Here is a 23,579-nt window from a genome sequence, read left to right as displayed (position 1 = left end):
CAAGATTCAAAATCTATTTTACAACACTTTGGCTTCATTCCTTAGCAAGTTAACCAACTCCTGAACGTTATCGGCAGGAATCATCTTAACCGAACCTTTTGCCGGTGGCAATTCAAACTTCTGAAGTTTCACACCGCTATCAACGGTTGAAGGTTCAACTACTTTTAGGGGTTTGGTACGCGCGGACATGATACCGCGCATGTTCGGGATTTTCCATTCGGCTATCGGCTCCTGACAACCTGCAACAAACGGTAAGTTAACTTCAAGGTATTCTTTGCCACCTTCAATCTCGCGCGCAAGCTTTGCTGTGTTGCCTTCAATATCCAGCTTCATCACAGGAGAAACCGAGGGCATACCCAACATTTCACCTACAATACCATGCACGGCACCACTGTTGTAATCGATCGATTCGCGCCCCATCAGAATCAAGTCATAACCGCCTGCTTTGGCTTGCTCTGCTATCTGGGAGGCTACAAAGAATGAATCAGTAGGATCAGCATTAACGCGTATTGCATCATCTGCACCAATGGCCAACGCTTTTCGCAAGGTAGGTTCCGTATCGGCCAGGCCAACGTTTAGCACGGTAATGCTAGCGCCTGAACTTTCTTTTAGTTCAACGGCACGTGCCAGGGCATAGTCATCGTACGGGCCAATAATAAACTGCACACCATTCGTGTCGAATTTGGTGTTATTGTCTACAAAGTTGATTTTGGAAGTGGTGTCGGGAACGTGTGAAATACAAACCAGGATCTTCATCGTGCTGCCTCAAAATTAAACTGTACAAGAATTCTCAAACGGGCCTCAAGATAAAGCATAAAATCCGAAATTTGGAAGGGCAAAAACCCAAAATAAAATGAATTTGACGCGAATTGAGCAACTTTTGAAGTATGTGGAAGAAGATCCTAACGATTCTTTTTCACTTTACGCCCTGGCGCTTGAGTATAAAAAAAACAACCCGATTGAAGCCCTGAAGTTATTCCGGCAACTTTTGATCAACCACCCCGACTACTTGCCTACGTATTACCAGGCAGGACTGATGATGGAAGAATCAGGAAACATAAATGAAGCGCTTAATCTTTATGGGCAAGGGATTGGTTTGGCCCGTAAACAGAATGATATGGGTACATTAAAAGAGTTGCAGGCTGCTTACAATTTGTTAGCGGATGACCCATGAAGTCCGATTAGCAAATCAAAAATCGGTTTAACCGTTAAGCTTTTTTTCCACTGATACCTTAGCGCAGATGATTTATCAAAACGGCATATCTTCTTCGTTGCCCGAAACAGGCGGCTCGTCTTCAGGCTTGATTTGATTGATACGGCTTTCGCGGGTGATCATTCCGCTAAATGGATTCTCATGTGGTGTGGGTGAATCGAAGTCGGCAAACTTGGTGTACTTGCCAATAAACTTGAGCTTGGCTGTGCCGGTTGAGCCGTTACGGTGTTTGGCTATGATTACTTCTCCCATACCTTGCGTAGGCATGCCTTCTTCATCCACGGTAATCTTATAGTATTCGGGGCGGTAGAGAAATATTACCATGTCCGCATCTTGTTCAATAGAACCTGATTCGCGCAAGTCGGAAAGTTGTGGGCGTTTATCACCACCACGGGTTTCCACCCCACGGCTTAATTGCGAAAGCGCGAGTACTGGAACGTTCAGTTCTTTAGCAATGCCTTTCAACGCACGTGAGATAGAAGCAATTTCCTGTTCGCGGTTACCGCCTGCATCACCCCGCATTAATTGCAGGTAGTCAACAATTATCAATTGTATACCGTGCTCAGCCTTTAGCCTCCTTGATTTGGCGCGCAGTTCCAGGATTGAAAGTGCAGGCGTATCATCAATAAAAATAGGGGCCGATGATAACCGGTTGGTTTTATGTACGAGCTGTGCCCATTCAAATTCTGCCAATTGGCCTTTGCGGATTTTTTCGCCTTCTAGTTCTGCTTCGGCAGAAATCATACGATTAACCAATTGAACAGAAGCCATTTCCAACGAAAAAATAGCCACCGGTCTTTTAAAGTCAACCGCAGCATTGCGCATGGCCGAAACCACGAAAGCCGTTTTACCCATACCGGGCCGCGCGGCAATAATGACGAGGTCAGAATTTTGCCAGCCGGAAGTCATCCGGTCTAACGCAGTAAATCCTGAAGGCACACCGGTTAACCCATCTTTGTGCTCTTTTAGTTTTTGAAGCTCCTGTATCGCACGGTACATCAGGTTCTTCATGTTATCGTAGTTCTTGCGCAGGTTTGAATCCGATATTTCAAAAATGGATTGCTCGGTCTTGTCTAAAAGCTCAAATACATCTGTGGTATCTTCATACGCATCGTGATGGATTTGCGAAGCAATTTGAATAAGGTCGCGCTTTATGGCCAATTCAATAACCACGCGTGCGTGATACTCAATATTGGCGGCAGAACTTACCTTTGATGTAAGTTCAGCTATGTAATACGCCCCACCAACCAACTCGATCTTGCCGTTTTTGCGCAACTGGTTTACAACCGTGCGCATGTCCACCGGTTCCGATCCTTTAAATAGATCGATAATGGCGCGATAAATTTCCTGGTGTTGCTCGGAGTAGAAATGTTCCGGCTTCAAAAATTCAACAACTGCGTTAAGCGCACCCTTTTCTAACATGAGCGCGCCTAACACAGCCTCTTCCAGATCAAGTGCCTGGGGCGGAAGCTTGCCCAAGCTTTCGGAGATATCGCGCACCAAAAGTTTGCCCCCCTTACCGGAAGGCATTATGGTTTTACTTCCTGTCCGCATTGGCGTTGATCGGTTTTGCTCCATACCGTGGTTGTTGGACGTGTTGCTTTTTTACAAGGTGACAAACGTAAGCAAACACGTAATCCGGTTAATAACATTCGTTCAATAGAAAAGAAACCTGATTGCACACCCTCATTAACAAGTTGTGCACAAACTAAAATCCCAAAACATGTTCAAGTATAAACGATAACAACTGACAAGCCGTGACATTACCCGTCAACTTGATTACTTTTGCAAAACAACAATTTCCGTTACATTCGTAAGCACCAACAGAATATCTAAGCATGAACGTTCAACCAGCATCCATACTACAGCAATCTCTTGATAAGCAGCGAATTGTCATTACGGGAAGCCGGGGAACAACAACACTAACCGCCCTGTTGGTACATGTGCTCAACTATTACAAACGCTCTTTCGATTACGTAATGAGCGCACCTGCCCACGGCATCACGGAAACAGCGCGCATTACCCATGCACCCATAATTATTATTGAAGGCAATGAGCACACCATGCTCGACTACAAACACCATATTGGCCTGATCAGCAACATACTATGGACAAAAACTGATGAGTTCCCTTCAGAAGAAGATTATGTGATGTTATTCGATAAATTTGCCGACAACCTGCCAAAAGCGGGCTTGCTTTTTTATTGCGAAAACGACCCCATTGCGTTTGTCGTGGGTGCCAAACCCAGGACTGATGTACTGAGCACAGGGTACAAAATACATCCGCACACATCCGAAGCCGGTAAACACTTCCTGACAACCGGAAAGGAAAAAGTACCGGTGAATATTTACGGCAGCGTGAATTTCCAAAACATAAGCGGGGCGAAAGAACTACTAAAACGAATAGGGATAACCGCTGAACAATTTTACCAGGCCATTCCAAGCTTTCCGCTTTAAGGGCTGACGGCCAACCGTAACCAGCTTAACTACCAACGCATGCAATTGAATCTCCGTAACTCACTTTGTGTTTTCGATCTTGAAACCACAGGCACCAACATTACCACCGACCGCATTATTGAAATTGCCGTTATAAAAGTTTTGCCCAATGGCGAAATCCAAAAGAAAGCAACCATACTTAACCCAACCATTCCCATACCCGCTGAATCGACAAAGTTTCACGGCTTAAAAGATGAGGATGTTCAGTACAAGCCTACTTTTAAAGATGTGGCCAAAGATTATGCAAAGTTCTTTGAAGGTGCCGACCTGGCCGGGTTCAACGTTCTGAAGTTCGATATTCCGATTTTAGTAGAAGAGTTTCTGAGGGCCGGTGTTGAGTTTGATTACAGCCGAAAAAAAATAATTGATGCCCAACGTATTTTTCACTTCATGGAAAAAAGGACACTATCAGCTGCCTATAAATTCTATTTAGATAAGGAACTTCAGGAATCGCATACGGCAGAAGCTGATACACAAGCCACACTGGATGTGCTGTTGGCACAAATTGAAAAGTATGACGGGCAGCCCGTGGTTGATGGCCTTGGCCAGACCATCGGCCACATTAAAAATGATATGGAGTCGCTGGCGCAGCTCACCGGTTCAGGATTGGTTGACCTGGCCGGGCGAATGATCAAAAATGAAAAAGGAGATGAAATCTTTAACTTTGGAAAACACAAGAACAAAAAAGTATTAGACGTTCTAAAACAGGAACCCTCCTACTACGACTGGATGATGAACGGAGATTTCCCGTTGGATACAAAACGAAAACTCACGGAGATCAAACTCCGTGAGCTTAAGAACAAATAGCTGAAATTATTATCCCATACCCGCTGCTGATAGTGTGAACTACCCACGTATTGCCGTCAAGATCATCTTCTTCCTCAATGGATTTATTCATGCCAACCTGTATTCACGATTGCCCCGTGTGCAGGAACAATTCGCCATTGATAACGGTACCTTAGGATTTGTACTGCTCGCTTCATCCATCGGGGCCATTGGCGCCATGCCGTTTACCGGTTGGTTTATAATACGATTTGGTAGTCGAAGGATCACGTTATTCTCTGTCTTCTTCTACTGCCTGCTTGTGCCATTTGTTCCCTGGGCGTTTAACCTTGCCGGACTGGTAATTCTGTTTTTTCTGATGGGCATTTCAGCAGGCATGCTGGATGTATCTATGAATGCCCAGGCCGTAATGGTGGAAAAGGAACTGGGTAAACCCATCATGACTTCCTTCCATGCCCTGTTCAGTATCGGCATGATGCTGGGTGCAGGCATGGGCTCGTTGTTCTCCAAACTAAACACACCGTTGTTCACACACCTGGGCACAATCACGCTTATTAGTGTCGTTATTTCTTTTTTCATGCAGTATTATCTTATCCATGATAAACCAATGGCTAAACAGGAAGGCCCTGCCTTTCGTCTGCCCAATGTGGCTATGATCAGTATTGGCATTATTGCTTTTTGCAGCATGCTGGGCGAAGGTGCCATGGCAGACTGGAGCACCATTTACCTTGAAAAAGTTTCTCATGCCGATGCCGCACTGGCACCTCTTGGCCTGGCGGCTTTTGCTTTAGCCATGACGATCGGTCGACTGGCCGGTGATAACGCACGGTCCCAACTGGGTGATCAACGTCTTATCCTCATCTGCGGTGTTATTGCAATGGCAGGCCTCAGCATCGCTATCATTCTAAACAATCCCCTCTTTGTCATTACCGGTTTCTTTCTGGTGGGTATTGGACTTTCCGTAGTTGTACCTATTGCCTACAGCCTTGCCGGAAACGCACCTGATCTTCCGCCCGGTGTTGGGTTGGCTATGGTTACCACCGTAGGTTATTCCGGTTTTCTGGTGGGGCCGCCTATTATTGGTTTTATTGCCGATTGGCAAACCTTGCGCATTGCCTTCATCTTTGTTTTACTACTTTTTTTGGCCATGATTATTTTAAGTGGCCGTGTTAGACAGAAATCAACTAAGCCCTGATGTAAATTGACGAGACATACTGGCATCACATCTTTTTATGAATGTAATTTTAATACTTCAACGGAAGACAATATCATACTTTGACTATAAGAAAAACCCGGATTTTCCGGTGGATAGTAAAACGAAAGCTTACAGATTTGGATTAAGATGCACTCAACAAAACATAAGTTATTAGTATGAAAATGTTCTTAAGTATCCTGGCACTGTTAGTAGCTTTGAAATCACTTTCTCAAACTATGGAGGATAAAAAGGGTTACATCGGTATTACCCTTGGTCCAGCATTTCCGTTAGCCGATATTAAAGACAAGGGCGATGGCGGTACGGGGTTGAATTTAAATCTGGTAAACTTTGGGTACACTTTTGGAAAAAATATTGGCATCTCCGCACTGTGGTCTGGCGGAGCCCATTTAAGTAAAAGCCTGCAGGAAGATGCAATATCAAGTTATGGCACTTTACTGATTGGTCCACTATACAGAATTCCCATTACTGAAAAATCTCATCTTCACGTAAAGGCAATGATTGGCAGCGTGTACTCGGCTTTTGAATATAAAATTGAAGATTTTAGAGCCGAAGCTCAAAGCTGGTCTATCGGTTATTCCTTTGGAGCAGTGTATACCTATAGTTTTTCAAAAAACTGGTGCCTTATGCTGAATACCGATTACCTCTCAGCGAAATCATCGGTGTATGTGGATAATGGAAAAATAGCAGCCATTAACGTTAACGCTGGCGTTGGCTTCAGATTAAAATAGGTTGAAAATTATTCTCCCGCTATCTTGAAAATTCTCGCTAACATTTGCTTTACCTTTGTGCGCTTGCTTTTTTCATGATCAGAAAATTCAACACCCTTTTCCTCGCGCTCTGCCTCTTGGCATGGTCTGTCATTACCCCTGTACAGACTGGTCAGGGCAAACAGGGCTTCAAAGCTGCATCCGGCAAGGTGGTTTTCCAGAACCTTACCACTGCCTCCGCTTCAACAGATACTGCGGTGAAGAAATTCACCGACTCTGCATTAAAAGCTTCAACAAATTTCCGCTTATCACGATTACTGATTTCTTCAGTTCAATCCGTCATATCGCTGCACGGATTTATTTACCGTCATCCTATTTTTAATACTCTCTCGGCTCAGGCACCCTGAACTTTTCAGAAGTATACTGCTCCCCAACTAAACGGGTAGGGCCATTCACTTTTATTTCACCTTCTGAAATCATCATTTACGTATGAAAAATGTAATCGAATTCTTTGCACGCTATTGGTTCCCGCTCATTATGCTAGCCTCCTTTATCGGACTCATGATCGCGGTAGCTAATTTTTAATAGTAGTTATTCAATATTCCTGACACCAAGTTGTAAATATGTCTATACCATCCACTGAAAACCGGGGCCAGTGGGGCTCTCGTTTTGGTTTTATAATGTCGGCCGCAGGTTCGGCCATTGGCCTCGGCAACATCTGGCGCTTTCCCTACCTTACTGGCGAACATGGCGGTGGCGCCTTTGTATTCGTTTACCTGGGCATTGTTCTGCTAATAGGCGTACCCTTGTTGTTCACGGAAATAGGGCTGGGGCGGCTCACCCGAAAAAGCACCATCGGTGCCTTTCGCGACACAGGCGCTGGCCCGGTGTGGCTTGGCTTCGGTGCCATACTCGCGCTGTTGGTCAGTTTTTTTGTACTTTCTTACTACAGCGTAATTGCCGGGTGGACCATCGGTTATGTGTTTAAATCGCTTACCGGTTCAACCTCTTCCTTTGCTTCTTTCGCAGCCAATCCGCTCTACACCATACCGCTGTTGGGCGTGGTGATTGCCATTACCATCTCCATTGTGTTGGGGGGAATTTCCGGAGGAATTGAAAAAGCTACTAAAGTTCTCATGCCGGCCTTGCTTGTTCTCATTCTCGTTGTAGCGTTACGCAGCGTAACGCTCGATGGCGCATGGCAAGGTGTTGTATTCTATCTTACCCCCGACTTCTCCAAAATCACCGCCAACACTATTCTTGCAGCCTTAGGTCAGGCGTTCTTCTCGCTGAGTATAGGCTGGGGAATTATGGTAACCTACGGTTCGTACCTCTCCAAACAAACCAACATTGTTAGTAGTGCCGTGTGGGTTGGGCTTATGGACACCACCGTGGCATTGCTTGCCGGATTGATGATCTTCCCGGCCGTGTTTGCGTTTGGAAAATCTCCCGAAGCCGGCCCCACACTTGTGTTCCAGGTTTTGCCCGAAGTGTTCCGCGCAATTCCCGGTGGCGCTATTGTGGGGGCAGTGTTTTTCCTGATCCTCATGGTAGCTGCCATTACCTCCACCATCTCCATGCTTGAAGTGCCAGCCTCCTACTTTATCGATGAGAAAAAATGGAAACGCAAAAAAGCCTCCATCTTCATCGGCATCCTGGCCTTCTTCGTGGGCGTTCCCGCAGCCCTATCATCCGGGGGTTCGGAGTACTTCTCTAACATGACCCTGCGGGGATTGGATGTAAATGCAGTATCGACAACCGTTAAACCGATAAACGGTAACTACCATGTTGTACTGACAGGAACTGTAAAACAAGAGAATGTTAATCGATGGGAAACTGAACTGAAGGAAGAGACTAACACCGAATTCACGGGTACAGAACCCCGCGATGAACATGTAGCCTTTGTCTTTCGTTCGGAAACCTCCGCTACTGCATTTGCTGATAAGATCGGCAACCAGAACCGCGGTTTCCTGTCTATCCTCGATTATTACTTCGGCACATTCTTCATTATAGTCGTGGCATTTACGACCTGCGTGTATGCAGGTTGGAAAATGAATGTAAAAGATCTGGTAAACGAACTCGGAGAAGGTTCGGAAACTTTCAGAAAAACCATTTGGGCACAACAAGCCTACATATTTTTCATCCGCTTCGTGTGTCCGCTACTTATCCTCGCTGTATTGCTGAATATGATGGGCGTATTCAACTTCGGCTAAAAAGAAACTACCTGTAAACCGCAGACAGCGTCATCCGAAAGGGGGCGCTGTTCTGTTTTTTAATGAGGTTATTCAGTAGCCCAAGATTGATTTTCCTAACGGTAACAAAGGAAAATAATTTAATCAACACTAATCAGGTATGTGGTATAGGTGATGTAAGCTAGCAATAGAATAACAGCCTCCCACCGGTCGAGTTTGGAACGGTTTAATGTAAACATGAAAATCATCAACACGATGGTAGAACCCAGCAGCACATAGATATCAAAGTTCAATGCTGTATTAAAGGGTATTGGAGAGATCAATCCGGTTGTACCCAAAATGAAAAATACATTGAAGATGTTGGATCCGATTACGTTTCCGATGGCGATGTCGGTGTTACGCTTAAAAGCGGCTACTGCCGATGTGGCCAATTCAGGTAAAGATGTTCCGGCAGCCAGAATCGTTAGGCCGACTAACTTCTCACTCAACCCAAAGTAATGTGCAATGTCGATAGCACTGTCTACAACAAGCTTGCCCCCACCGATCAACATACCCAGCCCTAGTATTACCATGCCTGTTGCCGCCAGCATTCCATAAGTCTTCGCATTGGTCTCAGTGTCCTCACCCGTTGAATTTTTCATGGTTTTGTAAACGTAGCCCATGAAGGCTACAAAGAACAGCAGCAACACCACACTGTCAATACGACCAAGCGAATTACTAGTTTCATTCCGGGTGAGTTCGTCATTCACCAGAAAAAATAACACACCTGCCGCCAGCAACGATATGGGTATCTCAAACTTTACGGTACTCTTTTGCACCACCAGTGGATAAATGGTACCTGCAAGACCAAGAATAAAAAGGAGATTGAAGTTATTGCTGCCAATCACATTACCGAAGGAGGCATCATTTTGTCCGTTTATAGCCGCCAGAAGGCTCACAATCAATTCCGGCATGGAAGTGCCAAAGGCCACCACGGTTAATCCGATGGCCAGGTTTGATATTCCATACTTCTTTGCTATTGATGATGCTCCGGCTACCAGGAAGTCTGCTCCCTTAATCAGGATTACAAATCCGGCCAACAGCAAAACTAAGTTCATCATCGTTCCGTAGGGTTAAAATATTAAATGAATCATAGATAGCTTTCCATTAGGATATAGGCAGCAGCACCGGCAGCATATCCTATGAGGGCCAGTAAGCTGATCTTTTTAATGTACCAGATGAAATCTACCTTTTCCATTCCCATTACAGCCACACCCGCAGCTGAGCCGATAATCAAAAGACTTCCACCTGTTCCGGCACAATAAGCAAGATACTCCCAAACCATATGGTCCGGGGGATAGACAGAAAGATCGTACATGCCCATGGTTGCCGCCACCAGTGGCACATTATCAACAATGGCCGATAGTAAACCGATTAATGTAACGATGATCCGCTGGTCACCAAACGTTTGCTCAAGTGTTTGAGCAAAGTGTTGTAATACCTGCATCGTTTCCAGTGCACCTACGGCAAGTAAAATTCCAAGAAAAAACAACACACTGGGAACATCTATTCGTTGAAGGGCACCGGCCACCGTATAGTGTTTACGATTAGCCTCGTCTTTCTCAGGATTAAGTAATTCCGACACGATCCAGAGTATACCTAATCCAAGCAAAATGCCAGCATAGGGAGGCATGTGTGTTAAGGTTTTGAAAACAGGAACAGAAATCAAAGCACCCACGCCTGCAAAGAGCATTACTTTTCCATGTGATGTGGGTGATCCATCAACAGCATGTTGGGTTTCCGCTAAGGCATTGAATGAACGCTTCATCGTAAAACCTAGAAATAGCAATGGAGCCATCAAGCAGATTACACTCGGCACAAAGAGCATTTTCATAATATTCAAAGCAGTAATCTGTCCTCCAATCCACAACATGGTAGTAGTTACATCCCCTATGGGAGTCCACGCACCACCTGCATTAGCTGCAATAACCACCATACTGGCAAAAAAAAGTTTTGTCTCCTTGTCAGGGATCAATTTCCGCAACAGTGAGACCATCACGATGGTGGTTGTGAGATTATCAAGAATAGAAGAAAGAAAGAACGCTAACCAACACACCAACCAAAGCAGGGTTTTAGGATTTCGTGTTTTGATCCTGTCGGTAATCAACCTGAACCCATGATGGGCATCCACCAATTCAACAATGGTCATGGCGCCTAACAGGAAGAACAGTATCTGGGAGATTTCGGCCAGATGTTCGGAGAGGGAGAAGGTTACAAATTCACGGTGGAGTTCTTCGGGTGAGGCATCATTTGAGGGGGCGTGTTCCACACCGGAAATTGTAAGAAACTTTTGATAAGCTTGACTTTGCAATAACCCCTCTTCCGGAGAACTGATCATAAACAATGTCCAGCAAAGAACACCGGTTACAATGGCAATGGCAGTTTTGTTGATTTTTAAGGAATGTTCAAATGCAATACCCAGATAGCCTAGAACAAAGACTACAATAATAAGGGTAAGCATAGGCAAAAATGAACTTCCACAAAGATCATGGAATTAATCAACAGGTTGGTCGATTTCATGCATTTTTATTTTTCCTTCTCAGATAAGCAAATAATTTTCCTTGTGTAACCCTATGTTTTCAATTCGAATTTGCTCTACTTTTGTTTTTCCAAATAACACCTCCCTGCCAGTCTTCTTGATTTTAGATATTCTTATCTCCCCTGAACTTGGCAAAGTTATTTGTTCAGTTCCTCAGGATATGCCCTGTAATAACTTATTGTTGATTCACTGAATGCGGTATGGAATTCTATCAGATTCTGATTATCCTGCTTTTCATTACCGCAATTGTTGATCTGATTGTAGGGGTTAGCAACGATGCCGTTAATTTTCTCAATTCCGCCATCGGATCTAAGGCGGCACCCATGCGCACCATTTTACTGGTAGCCAGTGCCGGTATTCTTATCGGATCCGCATTTTCTAGTGGCATGATGGAAGTCGCGAAAAATGGACTTTTTAACCCTTCCTTTTTCACATTCGACCAGGTGATGTACCTTTTTCTGGCCGTTATGCTAACGGATATTATCCTGTTGGATTTCTATAACAACATCGGGTTACCTACGTCAACAACTGTTTCGTTGGTATTTGAAATTCTTGGTGCAGCTTTTGCCATCGGGGTACTACATTCATTAATGCAGGGTTTAGCATGGCAGGACATACCTCTTAGTAACATCCTGAATTTCTCCAGCGCGATAACCATTATCAGCGGCATTTTCCTTTCTATATTCCTTGCATTTATTCTAGGCTCCTTTATTCAGCACATCGCACGATTAGCCTTTACCTTCTCGTTGAAAAAGTCAGTCAAAAAATATGGCGCAATATTTTGCGGACTATCGATCACTACCATACTCTACTTCCTGCTGATCAAGGGAGCAAAGGGAAGCGCATTGATTACGGATGTACAGGTGGAATGGATCACAAAACATACCTTCTCCCTCCTGCTCAGCAGTTTTGCATTTTTCAGTATGCTGATCCAGTTCATCATGTGGTACACGCGCATCAACCCCCTGAAAGTAGTTGTGCTGCTGGGAACCTTCGCGCTCGCTATGGCCTTTGCCGGTAATGACCTGGTAAATTTTATTGGTGTTGCCGTTGCAGGTATGACGGCTTTTAATAACTGGTCGGCATCCGGCATTCCGGCTGATCAGTTTCATATGGTTGGCTTGGCAAAAGAAGTAGTGACACCGGCATGGATCTTATTGGCTGCTGGCATTGTAATGGTTATTACGCTTTGGACCAATGCCAAAAGTCGAAAAGTTACTGAGACGGAAATATCTCTCGGCCGTCAAGATGAAGGTGAAGAGAAGTTCCGACCTAACGCACTGTCACGCATATTGGTTGGAGCAGGCTTGCTTACCGGCAGAGCATGTGACCTAGTGTTACCAAGGTCATGGTCAAAATCATTGGAGAAAAGATTTGCAGCGCAAGAAGTAACACCCATAAACGAAAAGGATCAACCGTCTTTTGATCTGGTGCGCGGATCTGTAAACCTGCTGGTATCCAGTGTGCTCATTGCGTACGGCACATCCCAAAAGTTGCCGCTCTCAACAACATTCGTCACGTTTATGGTAGCTATGGGCAGTTCCTTTGCTGATAAAGCGTGGGGTCGCGAGAGTGCCGTGTACAGGGTTGCCGGAGTAATGAATGTAATTGCCGGATGGCTGATAACAGCCCTGATTGCCTTTACAGCCAGCGGACTTGTTGCCCTTATTCTCTTCAAGACTGGCCCAATAGGCATACTAGTAGTAACAGCTTTGAGTGCTTTTGTTTTGATTAGAAGTCATGTAGTGTTTGCGCGAAAAGGTAAAAAAGAATTGGCCAATAAGAAGATTTTTTCAAGCCAGCTCAAAGACCTGAAACAGGCTGTTGACGAAAGTAATGAGGTGACGATCAGAAACCTTAAAGTATTAATGAAGGTATACACCACCAGCGTTGATTCACTGGCGAAAGAAAAAAGAAAAACTGCAGTGAAGACGATGCTTCGCATGCAGGAACTCAGAGCAGAAGCCAACATCATCCAGCATAAAATAATTAAGTATGTAAGGAAAATGCCCAGGCATAATTTACCCGCTAGCCGTTTGTATATCCTCATGTTTGATCATATGCAGGATCTGTATCAAAGTACGTTGCTGATCAGCGAAAGCTGCACAGAACACCTGAAGAACTACCACACCACGCCATCAAAAAATTTCCTGCAGCAGCTTCAGGAAATTGAAAAGGGACTGACTGAGTATACCGCGCTGGTGTGTGAAGACATTGGTTCATCAAGATTTACTCACGCTGAAGCACTATCATCGTTACATCAAAAATTAATCAACTCAATCAATCAAACCATCGATGAACAAATCATTGCCCTGCAAAAGGATAGTATCGGAAACAGGATTGGACTTTTACAGGTTCGTATAATATTGGAGTCTAAAGACATCGCGACTACGCTTCAGCAGCTATATACGCTCTATCGCGATTACAACAAGAAGGATGAGAATACACCTTAACGAAGCAAATCAGGTGCAAATACGCTCATTCACTTAATCCTCTCCCACACTTCACTAACCGGATTACCCGTAGTGCCTTTGCCCTTATGGTACCAATCAGTACCCTCTAAGCGGCAATCAAACGTTAACGACATTCCTGCACGGGAATTGTCGCGGGAAAAGAAGCTGATGGTTTCGGTATACTTACCATCTTCAAGTTTATAGGTTCCACCACCGGTGCCCATAAATTGTTTGGTTTCATAATTGAAAGCCGCCCATTGAAAATGGTTGCCGGAAAGTATTTTTATGGTTTGTCGGGGCGATATACCTCCCCTGCGCTCACCCGCTACACCGTTGTCGTCAACACGTGCACCAAAGCGCCATGCACCACTTAATGGCAAGGCTACAACATCCACTTTTCTCCAGGTTTCCTTCAATACCATGCCGTGCATTGGCGCTTCAATGGTAAGTTCACCCTTCTTCAAAGAATAAGAATAGGTAACCGGTTGCCGAACTTTAGTGCTGTCGGTGGTATAGAAGTCCAGCACTTCTGTATAATTTTTCTTGTCTGTACTATAATTTCCACCACCAGCTTTTATAAATTTTCCTTCTTTGTCGTATAGGGCAAACATGAAATACTTTTCACTGTAAATTTTAATGCATTCATCGGCAACGGGTTTACCATTTTGTGAAATGAGCTTCCATGCCCCGTCAAAACTTTGTCCGTAAACCACACCTGCCGTTAAATTGAATATCATCAAAAACTTCATGGCAGGGTTCATAATAACAGTGCTTAAGTTCAACATTCAAAATTCAACATTTGATATTCGTAATTCTGCATTCGTCATTTCTTATAATACTGCATGGCTTCGGGTATCCAGCTGTTCAAATCACGCACACGCGTTTCATGTGAGGGGTGTGTCGACAAAAACTCCGGAGGAGCCTGCCCACCACTGAGTGCACTCATACGTTCCCAGAATTTTGGTGCCTCGTTAGGATCATAACCCGCCATCGCCATAAAGATCAATCCCATCTTATCGGCTTCAGATTCATGCTGGCGGCTAAACTTGAGCATGCCAATACTCGTTCCTGCACCTACAGCCTGCATGAAAAGTTCATTGCCCAGCGTTGGGTTCTGTCCCATTAAGGCACCAAGTGATTGAACACCTACCTGCGCTACCATTTGCTGACTCATCCGTTCACGACCATGATTGGCAATAGCATGGGCAACTTCATGACCCATAACCACCGCCACGCCAACTTCATCTTTGCAAATGGGCAATATGCCTGTATAAAAAGCAACCTTGCCACCGGGCATGCACCAGGCGTTCACGGTTGGGTCTTCAATTAAATTGAACTCCCAGGCAAATCCGTTTAGTTGGGAAGAAAGATTCTTTTCGGCCATGTATTGTTCTACAGCTTTCTGGATATTTACGCCCACACGCCTAATCATGGCTGTTTGCTCAGCATTTCTGGATAATGGACCCTGCGTGATCACTTCACGATACTGTTGATTGGCCATCGGAATAATTTCCGCATTAGAGATAAGACTTAATTGACTGCGGCCTGTGACCGGAACAGTAGCGCACGCATAAACGATAAGGCCGCCTATCAAAAGAACAATTACATTTCTGATCATACGTTGTAAATTTGAATCAAAAATACACATTCACAATCAGATTGTTAATAGCTTTGTATCCTAAATAAAGTGTTATGAGAATTTTCGCCATCGGACGCAATTATGTAGAGCATATTCAGGAACTAAACAACGAGCGCCCTGACGAACCCGTGATTTTTACCAAACCCGATACGGCCATACTGCGCAACAATGCACCTTTTTATTACCCCGATTTTTCAAACGATATCCATCACGAAGTTGAACTGGTGCTGCGCATCTGTAAAGAAGGCAAGAACATACAGGAAAAATTTGCCGGCAAGTATTACGATTCCATCGGTATTGGCATAGACTTTACCGCGCGCGACCTGCAGCAAAAAGCAAAAGAAAAAGGTTTACCGTGGGACATCGCCAAAGGCTTCAATGGCTCTGCCCCAATATCGGATAAATTTATTCCCGTAAGCGAATTCAGGAACCTTCAGGATATTAATTTCAGTTTACAGGTTGATGGCGTTGTGAGGCAACAGGGAAACACCAGCTTAATGCTTTTTAGTTTCGATTATATTGTAGCATACTTATCTAAATTTTTTACACTGCGAACCGGAGATTTAATTTTTAGCGGAACCCCTAAAGGAGTAGGCCCCGTGTCGGTTGGCAATGTGTTAACGGCCTTTATCGAAAATGAAAAATTACTTGAATTTGAAGTTAAGTAAGGAAACACCAGTCATAGGTAATTGGCGCACCGTTTCTGCTGTTTTTTGTATCGTTGGTTTGCTGCTACGGTCAACCACAGGCTTCGCGCAGTTCAGCGAACCCGATATTGAAGTAGTAAAGGGTGGTCAATACGTTTTCCCGATACGACCGGGCAATCCGGCCTCATTATCAGGAACGATGGGCGAACTGCGCAGCACACATTTTCACACCGGGCTTGACATTCGCACCAATAATGAAATAGGCTGGCCGGTTATAGCCGTACAAAACGGATACATATCGCGAGGTGGGGTAAGCCCAACAGGCTTCGGAAATGTACTGTATGTGAAGCATCCGGATGGGAACACTACCGTGTATGGCCACCTTGATCGGTTCAGCGATGCCGTAGGCGATTATATTTTAAAAGAGCGCTACAGGCGCAAATCCTCTTCCATCGATTTATATTTTCGCGAAGGGCAGTTTCCGGTAAAAAAAGGCGACACCATTGCCTTTGCAGGAAACTCCGGTTCATCTGGAGGGCCGCATTTACATTTCGATGTGCGCGATCCAAACAACCTGGCGCTCAATCCGCTCAAGTATGGCTTTAACGAAGTACGTGACAACACACCACCCGTTGCCACAAAAATTGCTTTTAAAACACTGGACATTAACTCGCGCATCAACGACCGGTTCGGCAGGTTTGAATTTTATCTGCAACGCTCAGGGTCTGATTATTTATTGTCGCAACCTATTTTAGCTTCAGGTACTATCGGTTTTGAACTGTTGGCACACGATGTAGTCGATAATGCCCGGTTTAAATGCGGGGTAAATACTATTGAAGTGTATGTTGATAGCGTACTCATCTTCAGGCAAAATATAGAGCAGCTAAACCTTACCCAGGGAAGAACCATTTACACCGTAATGGATTTTAAAAAATTAACGAACGAAGGCACACGGTTTTACCGGCTTTACCAGGAAGATGGCAACAACCTTCGCTTTTATTCAGCCTCACCGGGCAATGGAAAACTGAAGGTTAACCCGACAAAACAATCGCACATAAAAATTGTAATGAAAGATTTTCACGGCAACACCAGCACCGTGCGTTTCAGGCTTAAGCCAAGTGAACCTGTAAAGGAGATCATTACACTTGAATCGGCCAAGTCAGACCTAACCTGGGAAATTGAAGACAACACCATGGTCATCGCTTCAAAATCCTGCGATCCGGAAAACCAGCCGGCTTCGCTTTATTTAAAAGGAACAGCCGTTGGGCTTGAACCGGCCTATTACAACAGCACACGCGATGTTTATTTAATTGACTTAAGAAAAGCCCTTCCGGATTCAATTATTCTATGCGACAAGTCTATCGTACCCGGTTTTAAGGCCATGGTGCCTTCCGGAACGGAGTACAAATACTACAGCGACCGAATGGATATCCGCTTTCCTGATCGGGCACTTTACGATACACTGTATTTTATTGCCCGCCATGAAATACGGAACGACAGTATGGAAATTTATTCGCTTGGCCCATTGGCTGCTTTTAGCCGTGGTATTTCGGTTACCTTAAAACCTGCTAAAACATATCCTAACCAAAAAGCAACTGGGGTTTACCGGGTGCGGGGTAAATCCTACTCCTACGAAGGGGGCGAATGGTCGCAGGGCAAGCTTACTTTCTACCCACGCGAGACAGGGGATTTCACCATTTTAACCGACACCGTACCGCCATCAATAAACCGTATTTATGTAAATAGTCAAGCTGTAAGGTTCCGCATCAGCGATAACCTTTCCGGTATTGCATCGTACGAAGCAAACATTAATGGAAAATGGTTGTTACTGAATTATGATGCTAAAACCGGTATTATTGTTTCGGAGCGTTTGAATTCCAAGGAATTATTAAAAGGCGACTTTGAATTGACAGTTACCGATCAAGCAGGAAACAAAAAGACATACACCCAAAAAATACCTTAACCATGGCACTCTCTGCAGGCTCCAAAGCTTCTGATTTCAATGTCAATGATCAGGATGGAAAATCCGTAAAGCTTTCTGATTTCAAAGGCAAAAAAGTAGTACTCTATTTCTACCCGAAAGATCAAACCCCGGGATGTACCGCTGAAGCCTGCAACCTGCGCGACAACTACAAAGCCTTGCAAAAACAAGGTTACGAAGTTTTGGGCGTGAGCACCGATAATGAGAAATCGCACCAGAAATTTATCGCCAAAGAAAAACTCCCCTTTCGCCTGCTGGCCGATGTCGATAAAACCCTGCACACCAAATACGGAACATGGGTAGAAAAATCGATGTATGGAAGAAAATATATGGGTACCGCAAGGGTTACTTTCATTATCGATGAAAAAGGGGTTATTGATGAAATCATAGAAAAGGTTGACACAAAGAACCATACCGACCAAATACTAAAAGGTATAGGTACCCCTCCCACCAAGCCAGCTAAAAAAACGGCACCCAAGAAGAAAGCCGTGGCAAAAAAATCAACAGCAAAGAAGACGGTTAAAAGGAAAAAGTAGGATCAACATTCTGAAGTCTGAATACTGAATGTTGAATGACGATTTTTGAATTTTGAGGCGAGACCATCAAAGTTTAAAAGATTTTGGATGAAGTGACGGGGCACACTATATTCACACCGTTTTTAACCCCGTCAACGCATGCCCCAACCCGACATCAAGCACCTTCAAAAATTAACTTCTCAAATACGCAGAGACATTGTGCGCATGGTTCACGCCTGCCAATCGGGGCACCCGGGTGGTTCGTTAGGCTGTACTGAATTCTTTGTAGCACTCTACTTTCATGTACTAAAACGTAATAAGGATTTCCATATGGACGGAACAGGTGAAGATATCTTCTTCTTGTCCAATGGTCATATTTCACCGGTTTGGTACGCAACCCTGGCACGGGCAGGCTACTTCGATACGAAAGAACTTTCCACTTTCCGCCTTTTAAATACGCGCCTTCAGGGTCACCCGGCCACCCATGAAGGTCTGCCGGGCATTCGTGTTGCCTCCGGATCATTAGGCCAGGGTTTATCGGTTGCCATTGGTGCTGCCCAAACAAAAAAACTTAACCATGACAACCATTTGGTTTATGTATTGATGGGTGATGGCGAACAACAGGAAGGCCAGGTGTGGGAAGCTGCCATGTATGCCGCCCATCATAAAGTGGATAACCTGATTGCCACCATCGACTACAACGGCCAACAGATTGACGGCCCCGTAAAAGAAATCCTGGACCTGAAAAACCTGAAAGCCAAGTGGGAAGCTTTTGGTTGGGAGGTGCTGGAATTTAACGGTAATAATTTAGAAGAAACTATTGCTGGATTAGAGAAAGCGAAAAGTCTTACCGGGAAAGGCAAGCCCATACTCAACCTCATGCATACTGAAATGGGTTATGGTGTTGACTTTATGATGAATTCGCACAAGTGGCATGGTGTTGCACCCAATGATGAGGAATTGAAAAAGGCATTGGCGCAGTTGGAAGAAACGGTTGGGGATTATTTGATCCCACGATAAGTGAGTAGATGGTCCTACCCACTCACGCATAGTTTTTAATCTTTACAAAACCCATTAAACTGGGCTCTCTCTGCTTTTCTGTCTTCAGAACATATCCGTATATTTAACTATGGATAACCTTCAACTATTCTCCGAATACTTCCTTGTTCGGTTACTTATCAACATCATTTCCATGGTTGTACTTATACGGTTCATTTACTACCGCACATACCTCAAGCGGAACTTATTCTTTACCTTCTTTCTTCTCAATTTTATTGTATTCCTGCTTACGTTTATGCTGGAAAAAGCAAAAGCTTTCAACTCGCTTGGTAGCGCCTTTGGTTTATTGGCAGCTTTTTCATTATTGCGCTTTCGAACGGAAACCTTATCGGCCAAAGACATGACTTATCTGTTCATAATTATGGCCCTGGGACTGATCAATTCGATTATGCGTGGATCGTACCCTGAAATTATGATGGTGAATGGGCTAATCCTTACAGCCGTTTTTGCTGTTGATGGAAACGTGTTGATGCGGAATCAAAAAACAAAAACAGTGGAGTATGAAGGGCTGGAATACATTCAATCGGAACATCACCCCAAGCTTATACTGGAATTACGTAAACGCACCGGGTTGGACATTCAAAAAATTTCCATCGAGCGCATTGATTTTGGCCGGAACCGTGTAGAAATTAAAATGTATTATTTTTAGTTATGCAACATCGTATTTTGCTCCTGTTTTTCTTTTTCGTGATGAGCCTCTCTTCGCTTGCGCAAAAAGAAAGCCTGACATCCCTGTTTCAAGATCAGGAAGCCCTTACAGTGCGCCTTAATTTTTCCATCAAAGAAATAAAAAAGATTAAAGGCGATTCAATATACACAGCCACTTACATGAACTATAAAAGCAACACAGGCCAATGGGATTCGGTAGAAATCGGGTTGCGGGCACGTGGAAATTTCAGGCGGGCAAACTGCACCTTCCCTCCCTTACGCGTTAAAATGAAAAAGGGCGATAGCGATAAAACTCCTTTTGCAGGAAATAAAAACCTTAAACTGGTAGTGCCCTGCCAAAGCCCGAAATCCTACAGCGACCTGATCATTAAAGAATTTATGTGCTACAAACTTTATGAGGTTATATCCCCCTATCATTTCAACACCCGCCTGGTGGACTTAACCTTAGTGGATGGGAAGGGGAAACAAGCCAAAACTTATAACCTCAACGCTTTCTTTATTGAAGATGACGACCTTGTAGCAAAACGTCACAAAGCCAAAATAATGGATGAACTCAAAATCCATCCGTTGCAGCTATCGGATACTGCCTCGGTAAAACAGGATTTCTTTCAATACATGATTTCCAATTCCGATTGGTCTGCCGTACAGCAACACAATGTTAAAGTTATGCAACTGAAATCCGGTGGATACATACCACTTCCTTATGACTTCGATATGTCGGGGGTGGTGAATGCCCCATACGGCCAGGTGAGTGAACTTGTGGGCACATCAACTGTACGTGAACGGGTTTATCGTGGCTTTTGCAGAAACCCTGAACTTTTTGAATACGCGCGAAGAGAATACCTGCAACTGGAACCTTCCATAAAAACCGTAGTCAGTGGATTTGAAAAACAACTGAACGCAAAAGAAATAACCGGTTTAAGCAAATACCTGGATGAGTTCTTTGCTGTGCTGAAGAGTGATAAAATTTTTAAAGAAGAAATTACACAGAAATGCAGGACAAAATAGCAAAAGCACATAGAAGTATGATTGCCTTGTGGCTGGTCTGCTGCAGCGCAACAATCAGTGCCCAAACCTTTTTGGTACCCCCCTATCTTCAACCTGGCAATTCACCTAATTTAACAAAGGAACAAAAAGTGCTGATCTGGCAAACCGATAGTGTGCCGGGAAGTTTTACCGTGCTGTGCCAATCGTTGTCCACCGCTTCTGCCAAGCCCCTGAAAGTAAAAGTAACAGCCGATAGACTTCAACTGCTTAACAAAACATCTTTTCTATACAGGGCCGAACTTGCCGGATTGAAATTTGATGAGACTTATTCCTACGAAGTTATCCTCAACAACAAATCCATTTATAAAGGACAATTTGACGCGCGCACCAAAAAAACACAAACACGGTTTGCTGTTTTTGGCGATTGTGGAACGGGCTCACCGCAGCAGGCACAGATAGCCTACCAGGTTTATCAGCATAAACCACAGTTCGTATTGATTACGGGAGATCAGGTGTACTCCTACGGTCGTGAGCTGGAGTACAGGCATCGGTATTTTCCTTTTTATACTTCACCCGAAGCCTCACCTGACAAAGGAGCCCCCTTAATGAACTCCATCCCTTTCTATACCATACTGGGCAATCATGATATCTATAGCGCTGATTTTAACAAACATCCCGATGGCCTGGCCTTCTTTTATTACAATGATTTGCCCAGAAATGCGCCCGTGCCTGCCAACGTTATACAACCGGAAGGAAACACGGAGTTGATAAAGGCTTTTAAAAAGAATACCAGTCCGCGTTACCCGGTTATTTCCAATTATTCTTTTGATCACGGAAACGTTCATATTACCTGCCTGGATGCCAATACCTATGTCAATCCGCTCGACCCTGAAGTAATGGAATGGTTTAGAAATGATATCAAAAACAGCAAAGCCGACTGGAAAATTATTGCCTACCACCACCCTGCATTTAATGGTAGCCCAACGCATTATGATTACCAGGTGATGCGTTTGATTGCACCCATTTGTGAAGAACTTGGTGTTGACCTGGTGCTTACCGGCCATGTTCACAACTATCAACGAACTGTGCCCTTAAAATTTTCACCCAAGGTGGATGAGACCAATAATCGCTATGTCGTTACCGATGCCGGAAGTGTAGATGGAAAATTTTCCTTGGATAATACATTTGATGGAATTAACAATACACGAGCAAACGGAATCATTTACATTGTTACAGGGGCAGGCGGTGCAGGCTTATACGATAAGGACATCAGTGATAAACCGGAGTTATGGAAAAAAGGATCTCCGGAAAATTGGGTGCCTTATACGGTTAAACTCATATCCGATAAACATTCCTTTACGATGATTGAAACGGATGGAAAAAAACTCAACCTGAAACAACTTGATGTAAGCGGAAAAACCCTTGATGAAATAACCATCACCAAATAAATCTCTAATCAACTTGAAGAAATTATCTAAATGGCTAGGCTATGGCATTCTGATCGTTTTCGTTACCATTTTCCTTTTTCTTGCTTTCAATTACAAAGCAGATATACCTGTTGAAGCACTGGAAGAAAAATACTTCACTCCGGAATCAGCATATTTGGAGATTGACGATGTAAAACTTCACCTTCGGAAACGCGGTGAAGGGCCTGCCATTTTTCTTATTCATGGAAGTTTTGCTTCGCTGCATACCTGGCAGGGTTGGGAAAATGAATTGAGCAAATCCTTTACTACCATTTCCATGGATTTGCCTGGGCACGGACTTACCGGGCCAACAAAGGCAGAGGACTATACTACCGATTACTATGCTAAACTGATCTTTAACCTGGCTGATAAATTGATGATCGATACATTTTATGTAGCAGGCAATTCCATGGGCGGAAATGTAGCCTGGAAGATGGCCCTTCATCAACCTGATCGCATAAAAAAACTTATACTGGTTGATGCTGCAGGCTTTTGGAAAATAACATCCGACTCCACTATAAAACCAACCAAGCGTCCGTTTATCTTCACACTTCTATCAAATGATGCTGTTGGAAAAGTCTCCACCAAAATAACACCCTATTTCCTTTTCAAAAGTAATCTCCAACACGTGTATGGCGATAAAACAAAAGCAAAATCAGAAACCATTGAACGGTACTATGAATTAATGTTGCGGGAAGGAAATCGTGAAGCAACGCTAAAACGCCTGCGTAACTCCGGAAGGGATCTTCAGGATAGTATTCCCTTTATAAAAACACCCACCCTGATTTTATGGGGCAAAAAGGATGCATGGATTCCGGTCGAGCATGCCCATCGGTTTCATCAGGCCATTGAGCACTCCCGACTCATCATTTTTGATCATGCAGGACATGTGCCTATGGAAGAAACACCGAACCAATCTGTTGAGGCAGCATTATCATTTCTGAAAGAATAATGTGAGTATCTGCTTCATCTCCTAAAA

At 44.1% G+C, this 23,579-nt stretch carries 22 protein-coding genes; 16 read left to right on the top strand and 6 right to left on the bottom strand.

Features of this window, described 5'->3' with window-relative positions; translation table 11 throughout:
- Nucleotides 1-18: 18 nt before the first annotated feature.
- A complete protein-coding gene (locus KIT51_09235) occupies nt 19-756 on the bottom strand; it encodes an electron transfer flavoprotein subunit beta/FixA family protein (GenBank protein ID UYN88407.1) in 738 nt (245 codons plus the stop codon).
- Between the two features lie 97 nt (nt 757-853).
- On the opposite strand from KIT51_09235, the gene KIT51_09230 reads away from it, so the two are divergent.
- A complete protein-coding gene (locus tag KIT51_09230) occupies nt 854-1,174 on the top strand; it encodes a tetratricopeptide repeat protein (GenBank protein UYN88406.1) in 321 nt (106 codons plus the stop codon).
- Nucleotides 1,175-1,249: 75 nt separating this feature from the next.
- Here KIT51_09230 and dnaB read toward each other — a convergent pair whose 3' ends face one another.
- The gene (gene dnaB, locus KIT51_09225; GenBank protein UYN88405.1) at nt 1,250-2,791 is read right to left on the bottom strand and encodes a replicative DNA helicase; all 1,542 of its coding nucleotides are present in this window, start codon (nt 2,789-2,791) and stop codon (nt 1,250-1,252) included.
- Nucleotides 2,792-3,051: 260 nt separating this feature from the next.
- On the opposite strand from dnaB, the gene KIT51_09220 reads away from it, so the two are divergent.
- From KIT51_09220 to KIT51_09195, 6 genes are all read left to right on the top strand, one after another.
- Entirely contained in the window at nt 3,052-3,669 is a 618-nt protein-coding gene (locus KIT51_09220; protein ID UYN88404.1) for a hypothetical protein, read from the top strand.
- Nucleotides 3,670-3,708: 39 nt separating this feature from the next.
- Complete coding sequence (locus KIT51_09215) at nt 3,709-4,515, top strand: 3'-5' exonuclease (GenBank protein UYN88403.1); 807 nt, start codon at nt 3,709-3,711, stop codon at nt 4,513-4,515.
- A 34-nt stretch (nt 4,516-4,549) separates the two neighbouring features.
- Nucleotides 4,550-5,686, top strand: a complete 1,137-nt coding sequence (locus KIT51_09210; GenBank protein ID UYN88402.1) for an MFS transporter — start codon at nt 4,550-4,552, stop codon at nt 5,684-5,686.
- 176 nt (nt 5,687-5,862) lie between these two features.
- Nucleotides 5,863-6,435 carry an outer membrane beta-barrel protein gene (locus KIT51_09205; GenBank protein UYN88401.1) on the top strand — a complete coding sequence of 191 codons (573 nt, stop codon included), beginning with the start codon at nt 5,863-5,865 and terminating at the stop codon, nt 6,433-6,435.
- 74 nt (nt 6,436-6,509) lie between these two features.
- On the top strand, nt 6,510-6,821 hold the full coding sequence (locus KIT51_09200) for a hypothetical protein (GenBank protein UYN88400.1): 312 nt from the start codon (nt 6,510-6,512) through the stop codon (nt 6,819-6,821).
- Between the two features lie 216 nt (nt 6,822-7,037).
- Nucleotides 7,038-8,627, top strand: coding sequence for a sodium-dependent transporter (locus KIT51_09195; GenBank protein UYN88399.1), 1,590 nt, complete (start codon nt 7,038-7,040; stop codon nt 8,625-8,627).
- 119 nt (nt 8,628-8,746) lie between these two features.
- Here the strand turns inward: KIT51_09195 and KIT51_09190 are convergent, their stop codons facing one another.
- Both KIT51_09190 and nhaD read right to left on the bottom strand, forming a co-directional pair.
- Nucleotides 8,747-9,706 (bottom strand): calcium/sodium antiporter, encoded by a 960-nt coding sequence (locus KIT51_09190; GenBank protein UYN88398.1) that lies wholly within the window; start codon nt 9,704-9,706, stop codon nt 8,747-8,749.
- Between the two features lie 29 nt (nt 9,707-9,735).
- A complete protein-coding gene (nhaD, locus tag KIT51_09185; GenBank protein ID UYN88397.1) occupies nt 9,736-11,106 on the bottom strand; it encodes a sodium:proton antiporter NhaD in 1,371 nt (456 codons plus the stop codon).
- 278 nt (nt 11,107-11,384) lie between these two features.
- Here nhaD and KIT51_09180 point away from each other — a divergent pair, with 278 nt between their 5' ends.
- On the top strand, nt 11,385-13,637 hold the full coding sequence (locus KIT51_09180) for an inorganic phosphate transporter (protein UYN88396.1): 2,253 nt from the start codon (nt 11,385-11,387) through the stop codon (nt 13,635-13,637).
- A gap of 29 nt (nt 13,638-13,666) precedes the next feature.
- Here KIT51_09180 and KIT51_09175 read toward each other — a convergent pair whose 3' ends face one another.
- Together KIT51_09175 and KIT51_09170 are read right to left on the bottom strand one after the other, a co-directional pair.
- Nucleotides 13,667-14,398, bottom strand: a complete 732-nt coding sequence (locus KIT51_09175; GenBank protein UYN88395.1) for a hypothetical protein — start codon at nt 14,396-14,398, stop codon at nt 13,667-13,669.
- A gap of 62 nt (nt 14,399-14,460) precedes the next feature.
- A complete protein-coding gene (locus KIT51_09170; GenBank protein ID UYN88394.1) occupies nt 14,461-15,255 on the bottom strand; it encodes a M48 family metallopeptidase in 795 nt (264 codons plus the stop codon).
- A gap of 74 nt (nt 15,256-15,329) precedes the next feature.
- On the opposite strand from KIT51_09170, the gene KIT51_09165 reads away from it, so the two are divergent.
- The 8 genes from KIT51_09165 (at nt 15,330) to KIT51_09130 (ending at nt 23,552) form a co-directional block, all read left to right on the top strand.
- Nucleotides 15,330-15,944, top strand: coding sequence for a fumarylacetoacetate hydrolase family protein (locus KIT51_09165; protein UYN88393.1), 615 nt, complete (start codon nt 15,330-15,332; stop codon nt 15,942-15,944).
- On the top strand, nt 15,931-17,886 hold the full coding sequence (locus tag KIT51_09160; protein ID UYN88392.1) for a M23 family metallopeptidase: 1,956 nt from the start codon (nt 15,931-15,933) through the stop codon (nt 17,884-17,886). Before KIT51_09165 ends, KIT51_09160 begins: the two co-directional genes overlap by 14 nt.
- A 2-nt stretch (nt 17,887-17,888) precedes the next feature.
- A complete protein-coding gene (gene bcp / locus KIT51_09155) occupies nt 17,889-18,440 on the top strand; it encodes a thioredoxin-dependent thiol peroxidase (GenBank protein UYN88391.1) in 552 nt (183 codons plus the stop codon).
- A 138-nt stretch (nt 18,441-18,578) separates the two neighbouring features.
- Entirely contained in the window at nt 18,579-19,439 is an 861-nt protein-coding gene (locus KIT51_09150) for a transketolase (GenBank protein UYN88390.1), read from the top strand.
- A 109-nt stretch (nt 19,440-19,548) separates the two neighbouring features.
- Nucleotides 19,549-20,127 carry a DUF4956 domain-containing protein gene (locus KIT51_09145; protein UYN88389.1) on the top strand — a complete coding sequence of 193 codons (579 nt, stop codon included), beginning with the start codon at nt 19,549-19,551 and terminating at the stop codon, nt 20,125-20,127.
- 2 nt (nt 20,128-20,129) lie between these two features.
- A complete protein-coding gene (locus KIT51_09140) occupies nt 20,130-21,155 on the top strand; it encodes a hypothetical protein (protein UYN88388.1) in 1,026 nt (341 codons plus the stop codon).
- Nucleotides 21,140-22,582: a metallophosphoesterase gene (locus KIT51_09135; GenBank protein ID UYN88387.1), complete on the top strand. Its 1,443-nt coding sequence runs from the start codon at nt 21,140-21,142 to the stop codon at nt 22,580-22,582. The genes KIT51_09140 and KIT51_09135 overlap by 16 nt, the downstream gene beginning before the upstream one ends.
- Nucleotides 22,583-22,595: 13 nt before the next feature.
- A complete protein-coding gene (locus tag KIT51_09130) occupies nt 22,596-23,552 on the top strand; it encodes an alpha/beta hydrolase (GenBank protein UYN88386.1) in 957 nt (318 codons plus the stop codon).
- Nucleotides 23,553-23,579: the final 27 nt, after the last annotated feature.

It is taken from the genome of Cyclobacteriaceae bacterium, from assembly GCA_025808415.1.
Taxonomy (GTDB): domain Bacteria; phylum Bacteroidota; class Bacteroidia; order Cytophagales; family Cyclobacteriaceae; genus UBA2336.
The sequence above is the reverse complement of the archived record's forward strand: the minus strand, read 5'-3'. Positions and strand labels throughout refer to the sequence as shown.

Coding starts and splice junctions, on each gene's coding strand:
- KIT51_09205 (UYN88401.1), top strand. CDS start 5,863: ATGAAAATGTTCTTAAGTATCCTGGCACTGTTAGTAGCTTTGAAATCA.
- dnaB (UYN88405.1), bottom strand. CDS start 2,791: ATGGAGCAAAACCGATCAACGCCAATGCGGACAGGAAGTAAAACCATA.
- KIT51_09220 (UYN88404.1), top strand. CDS start 3,052: ATGAACGTTCAACCAGCATCCATACTACAGCAATCTCTTGATAAGCAG.
- KIT51_09180 (UYN88396.1), top strand. CDS start 11,385: ATGGAATTCTATCAGATTCTGATTATCCTGCTTTTCATTACCGCAATT.
- bcp (UYN88391.1), top strand. CDS start 17,889: ATGGCACTCTCTGCAGGCTCCAAAGCTTCTGATTTCAATGTCAATGAT.
- KIT51_09175 (UYN88395.1), bottom strand. CDS start 14,398: ATGAACCCTGCCATGAAGTTTTTGATGATATTCAATTTAACGGCAGGT.
- KIT51_09230 (UYN88406.1), top strand. CDS start 854: ATGAATTTGACGCGAATTGAGCAACTTTTGAAGTATGTGGAAGAAGAT.
- KIT51_09165 (UYN88393.1), top strand. CDS start 15,330: ATGAGAATTTTCGCCATCGGACGCAATTATGTAGAGCATATTCAGGAA.
- KIT51_09140 (UYN88388.1), top strand. CDS start 20,130: ATGCAACATCGTATTTTGCTCCTGTTTTTCTTTTTCGTGATGAGCCTC.
- KIT51_09235 (UYN88407.1), bottom strand. CDS start 756: ATGAAGATCCTGGTTTGTATTTCACACGTTCCCGACACCACTTCCAAA.
- KIT51_09215 (UYN88403.1), top strand. CDS start 3,709: ATGCAATTGAATCTCCGTAACTCACTTTGTGTTTTCGATCTTGAAACC.
- KIT51_09150 (UYN88390.1), top strand. CDS start 18,579: ATGCCCCAACCCGACATCAAGCACCTTCAAAAATTAACTTCTCAAATA.
- KIT51_09190 (UYN88398.1), bottom strand. CDS start 9,706: ATGATGAACTTAGTTTTGCTGTTGGCCGGATTTGTAATCCTGATTAAG.
- KIT51_09145 (UYN88389.1), top strand. CDS start 19,549: ATGGATAACCTTCAACTATTCTCCGAATACTTCCTTGTTCGGTTACTT.
- KIT51_09200 (UYN88400.1), top strand. CDS start 6,510: ATGATCAGAAAATTCAACACCCTTTTCCTCGCGCTCTGCCTCTTGGCA.
- KIT51_09195 (UYN88399.1), top strand. CDS start 7,038: ATGTCTATACCATCCACTGAAAACCGGGGCCAGTGGGGCTCTCGTTTT.
- KIT51_09170 (UYN88394.1), bottom strand. CDS start 15,255: ATGATCAGAAATGTAATTGTTCTTTTGATAGGCGGCCTTATCGTTTAT.
- KIT51_09135 (UYN88387.1), top strand. CDS start 21,140: ATGCAGGACAAAATAGCAAAAGCACATAGAAGTATGATTGCCTTGTGG.
- nhaD (UYN88397.1), bottom strand. CDS start 11,106: ATGCTTACCCTTATTATTGTAGTCTTTGTTCTAGGCTATCTGGGTATT.